The sequence below is a fragment of the Acinetobacter sp. V2 genome (genome assembly GCF_001188385.1).
GTDB classification, from domain to species: Bacteria; Pseudomonadota; Gammaproteobacteria; order Pseudomonadales; family Moraxellaceae; genus Acinetobacter; species Acinetobacter oleivorans.
Genome location: NZ_JZFB01000002.1, coordinates 292,210 through 297,200 on the forward strand (window position 1 = coordinate 292,210; position 4,991 = coordinate 297,200).

3 protein-coding genes are annotated in these 4,991 nt (G+C 39.3%); 2 read left to right on the plus strand and 1 reads right to left on the minus strand.

Annotated features, from left to right (window positions below; translation table 11 throughout):
* A partial coding sequence (locus UC75_RS10195; RefSeq protein WP_228137259.1) for a PAS domain-containing hybrid sensor histidine kinase/response regulator occupies positions 1–2,704 on the plus strand: 2,704 nt, incomplete at its 5' end.
* Positions 2,705–3,093: 389 nt separating this feature from the next.
* Positions 3,094–3,861, plus strand: coding sequence for a hypothetical protein (locus tag UC75_RS10200; RefSeq protein WP_013196612.1), 768 nt, complete (start codon positions 3,094–3,096; stop codon positions 3,859–3,861).
* Positions 3,862–3,904: 43 nt separating this feature from the next.
* On the opposite strand, the gene UC75_RS10205 is transcribed toward UC75_RS10200, so the two are convergent.
* Positions 3,905–4,555, minus strand: coding sequence for a response regulator (locus tag UC75_RS10205; protein ID WP_013196611.1), 651 nt, complete (start codon positions 4,553–4,555; stop codon positions 3,905–3,907).
* Positions 4,556–4,991 lie beyond the last annotated feature (436 nt).

Genomic DNA, 4,991 nt, shown 5'->3' on the forward strand with positions numbered 1-4,991 from the left:
AGATGAAAAACATATTCGCGGTGCACGCAAATGGTTTGCGGTTTATCTGATTTTAACAATTTTAGCCATTATTCCGATCGCAAGCTGGGCATTACATGCAGCACCGAAGTTCTTAACTGTACCTGATGTTGCAGTACTTTCATTGCCCCTGAGTTATAACCAAGAGTGGTTGGCTTTACTGGCCTTTTTAGGTGGGTTCTCTGCATCAACAGGCATGTTACTGGTTTCATCTGTTGCCTTGTCTATTATGCTCAGTAACGACTTGATTATGCCCGCTCTCTGGCGTTTTAAGTTGCTATCACGTCACGATAAACATTTACCTAAAGTTCTTAAATTCAGCCGTCGCATTAGTATTGTCGCGGTGATGCTACTTGGCTTTTTATTCTTCCATTTCTTTAATGATATTAACCAGCTTTCAGTATTTGGTTTATTGGCATTTAGTGCCGTTGCCCAGTTTGCACCCGCGCTTATTGGAGGCTTGTATTGGCGAGGTGGAAGCCGCCAAGGTGTCTATGCTGGCCTCATTATCGGATTTTTGATGTGGAGTTACACATTACTATTTCCAACGATTTTACGTAGCTTGCCAGAGGCCTACCAGGAAACTGCCCAAAGTATTTTGCTTTTTGGCCCTTTTGGAATTAACGCCTTAAGACCAGAGTCACTTTTTGGTTTTGAATCATTTGCGCCACTTACACACGGTGTAATCTGGTCACTCGGTTTAAATATTGTTTTATATATTTGGATTTCTAAACTTTACCGTCCAAGTGTGGCAGAACAAATTCAGGCAGAAAGCTTTTTCTACTACGAAACCAAACCCCTGCCATCACCGCATACATCTACCGATTTAACTTATTTACCTCACGATGCAGCACGTTTAAAAGTAGGCGATTTATTTGCGCTTGCTAAAAGAATTACTGGTGAACAGCCAACAACACAAGCATTCGAGAACTTTTGTGAGCAAAATCATCTCACGCTCAACCCCAATAGCATCGCCAATGGCATGTGGTGGCGTTTTACCGAACAATATCTAGCTGGCATTATCGGTGCAGCCTCTGCCCGTACTTTGCTCACTACAGCAATGATCAATAATGGCCTCGCATTAGGTCAAGTCGCTAATATTTTAGACCAAGCCTCACAGTGGCAACGTTTCAATCAAAACTTGCTCATGACCATGATTGACCACATGACCCAAGGGGTGAGTGTGGTTGATAAAAATATGTGTTTGGTGGCTTGGAACAACCAATATTTAAAACTATTTGGCTATCCGAAAGACTTAGTTTATGTGGGTTGTCCAATTGCCGATTTAATTCGTTATAACGCTGAACGCGGCGAATGTGGCCCTGGTTCAGTCGAAGAACATGTTCGTAAACGCTTACACTGGATGAAAGTCGGAAGCGCGCATGAATTTGAACGAATCCGTAAAGATGGACGCGTTATTCAAATGCGCGGTAATCCTATTTCAGGTGGGGGCTTTGTTACAACGTTCGCCGACATTACTGCTTTCCGTGCAAATGAGGCAATACTCGAAGCTCGCGTAAAAGACCGAACCCAACAACTTGCAGATGCTTTAACTGAGCAACAGCTTGCACGCGAACAAGCCGATATGGCGAATATGTCAAAAAGCCGATTTATTGCAGCGGCAAGTCATGACTTATTACAACCCATGCATGCGGCTCGTCTCTTTAGTACTGTTCTTGAACAAAGCATTGCAACAGAAGAAGACCGTCAAACTTTGCAACAGCTTGACCGTGCTCTATATGGTGCAGAAAGTATGCTCTCTGCCCTACTCGATATTGCCCGTTTAGAAGGCGGTAGCATACAGCCAAAAAGACAACCTTACCCGTTACATGATTTACTCAGTGATCTTGAGCTACAGTTTAAATCGATTGCTGCTCAGCGAAATATTTCACTCAAAGTTCACGATGTATCGTTCTGGATTGACACAGATCCACAGTGGATACGACGTATTATTCAAAACTTTGTGAGTAATGCCTTACGCTATACAGCCAAAGGCCGAGTGATTGTCGGTGTATTACGTTCAGCTCAAAAACCTGACCATATTCGTATTGGTGTTTGGGATACAGGTCCCGGAATTGCCGAAGAACAACGTATTAAACTGTTTCAAGAGTTCGAACGCTGTGGGCATTTATCACCTTGGGGTGAGCAAGGTTTAGGCTTAGGTCTCGCAATTGTGCAGCGTATGACAGGTTTGTTGAATTATCCTGTTCATGTCTACTCTCAACTCAATAAAGGCTCCTGCTTTATGATTGAGGTTCCAGTCGTAGAAGCGCCAAAAGTGATAACCCCAACCGTACAGGCAGTACCTTTAAAAACTAAAGCCTACCGGATTTTATGTTTAGACAATGATGAAACTATTTTAGAAGGAATGAGTAGCTTATTAGGTCGATGGGGTTATGAGGTTTTTAAAGCCACTGAACCAGAACAAGCACTTGAGATTATTCAAAAAGAGAATATTCAGGTCTGGCTTATCGATCAGCATTTAAATAACAACCAACTCGGTGTAGATTTTATTTTGCAAAATCGTCAGCATGATGTTCCGGTTGCTTTAATTACAGCGGACTCGCATCCAGAATTACCTCAACAATTGAAAGAACTGAATATCGTTTTACTCAAAAAACCGCTTAAACCAGCCTCTCTAAGAGCATGGCTATCGGGACTTAAAATTGCCAGCGCGGCAGATTAAACATTTTCCTCTCCCAAGCTTTTTATAAGTTTGGGAGAGATTTTTTGGCAAAAGTTATAGGTTTAATTTAAGCCAATAGGCAGAACTGCTCAAAAAGTCTACTTTTGTTGATTAAATAATTGGCTAAACTTTCCAACAGCCCTTTTTCTATGGCAAAGCCCATCTTTTTTGTAAGTGAACACTTGTATACTTAGTTACAATTTAATAACCATTTGTTTTTAAAAAATATTATCTAACCAAAACCACCATATACGACTTTAGTCGTATTCTACTTGCATTCTTGATGACACATAACTACTCCAAACGCATTTGATAAATGTTTAACCTTTTTTTAACCGATTTCTATATTAAGTACCCCTGCTCACGAATTAATGCAAAGGACAATTGCCATGAATATTTCTGATAACAGCCCACAAAACCAACTCTCATCTCAACAGTTTTATCGTCAATACAGTGCCAATGCTTTACTTCCTGAACTAGATTGGCAAAGTATTTTTCCCAACAGCAAACTGAATGAAGCCCATATCAAAGCGTTAAATACGATTTATCAAAGTGCAGTCCCACTCGCACTCAATGTATTTCATGATCTAAATTTTGATGTATTTGCACCTGCGGCTTATCATCCTCAAGGATTAGGCTTATTTGATAAATTGGCACAACAAGAAGAAAACTTCTTAAAAGTGCTTAGCGCTGAAAGTGAAAACCTTGATCACGATACACGTCATCAAATTTGGAGCATGTTGCTTCGCGGTGGAGCTGTACTGGTTTTCAAAGCTTGGCTTGGCCATGTCAAACTCGGAGAAAATCAGTTAGATATGACTCAGTTTGATGAGCTTTCTGACTTACTCTTTATTAAAACTCATCCAGATCAACTTGCTGAACGACTACATGTCGATGAAAAAGCAAAACTCGACCATATCTTCTTAATGTATGGCAATGATATTTTCCTTGATCGCTTCAATAGTCTAGAAACAGCGGCACTTTTTGTAGATCTAGGCGTTTATGATGCAGCGTTTTTAAGCTTGCGTGATGACCGTGTTGCTGAATATTTAAAAATGAAAGGTTATGTGACTCAAGATCAAATTGATGATTTGCAATGTGCGCTCAATCCTTTGTACTGCGACAGCCTAACACCAAAGCAAGATTGCCTTGCTTAAGTGGCACACATAAAAAAGACCTCAACTGAGGTCTTTTTTATTTTTAGATTTTCTTATCTTCAATATTTAATGCGCTAATGGCCAATACGGCTTGTGTACGGTTTTGCACACCTAATTTTCTAAAGATTGCTGTCACATGCGCTTTAATCGTTGCTTCCGAAACATCGAGTTCGTAAGCAATCTGTTTATTTAGCAAACCTTCAGCAACCATCATCAAAACACGGAATTGCTGTGGTGTTAAAGATTGAATACGTTCAGCTAAAGCAGTTTCATCTGCCGCTCTCGGATCAAGATTAAGGTTAGGTGGCAAATTAGGTGGTAACCAGATTTCACCTTCTAATACTTGACGAATCGCTTCACCAATATGACTTGGATGAGCAGATTTAGGAATATAACCCATCGCGCCATGTGCAATCGCACGCTGAATAATTGAAGTTTCTTCATGTGCAGAAACCACAATAATTGGAATAGCTGGATACTGTGCTCGTACATAGACTAGAGCAGAAAAGCCTGAAGCACCTGGTAAATTTAAATCGAGTAATACTAGATCAGGTTCTGCCCCATTTTCCAAACGCTCATAAAACTCATCAACCGAAGCTGTTTCATGAATTTGTGCCTGTGGCAGGCTATAACGTACTGCTTGAATTAAAGCATGACGAAACAAAGGATGATCATCAACGATTAAAATATTCATAAGCGATTAAAGTAATCTTGAGCATAAGTATAGCCTATTGTAACCCTACTATTTAGATGAAAGATACGTTCATCTTATCCATTTTTATGCAAAATGATGATAAATGCAGAACTTAGCTAAAATTTTCAGATGTTTTTTAACATTTAATCAAAATTAATCTGTTTTTTATATAAGCTTACTTTTTATTATAAAAAATATATCACCAATAATTATATAAAATAAAAACAGGAACTTAAATCCCAAATAAAGTATAAAAATCCACTATTTATCTTTTATATTTAAAACTGATAAGGTTGACCAATTTCGTTATTTTACAGTTTGCCGTCGTTGTTGATTAATAAGTCCAATCTCTTGTTTTAGGCTTAGGAACCAAATTATGACTGGTATCACATCACCAAAACCTTTGAATATTGTTGCTGTTTCTGGTGGCTTAAAT

Coding starts and splice junctions, on each gene's coding strand:
- UC75_RS10200 (WP_013196612.1), top strand. CDS start 3,094: ATGAATATTTCTGATAACAGCCCACAAAACCAACTCTCATCTCAACAG.
- UC75_RS10205 (WP_013196611.1), bottom strand. CDS start 4,555: ATGAATATTTTAATCGTTGATGATCATCCTTTGTTTCGTCATGCTTTA.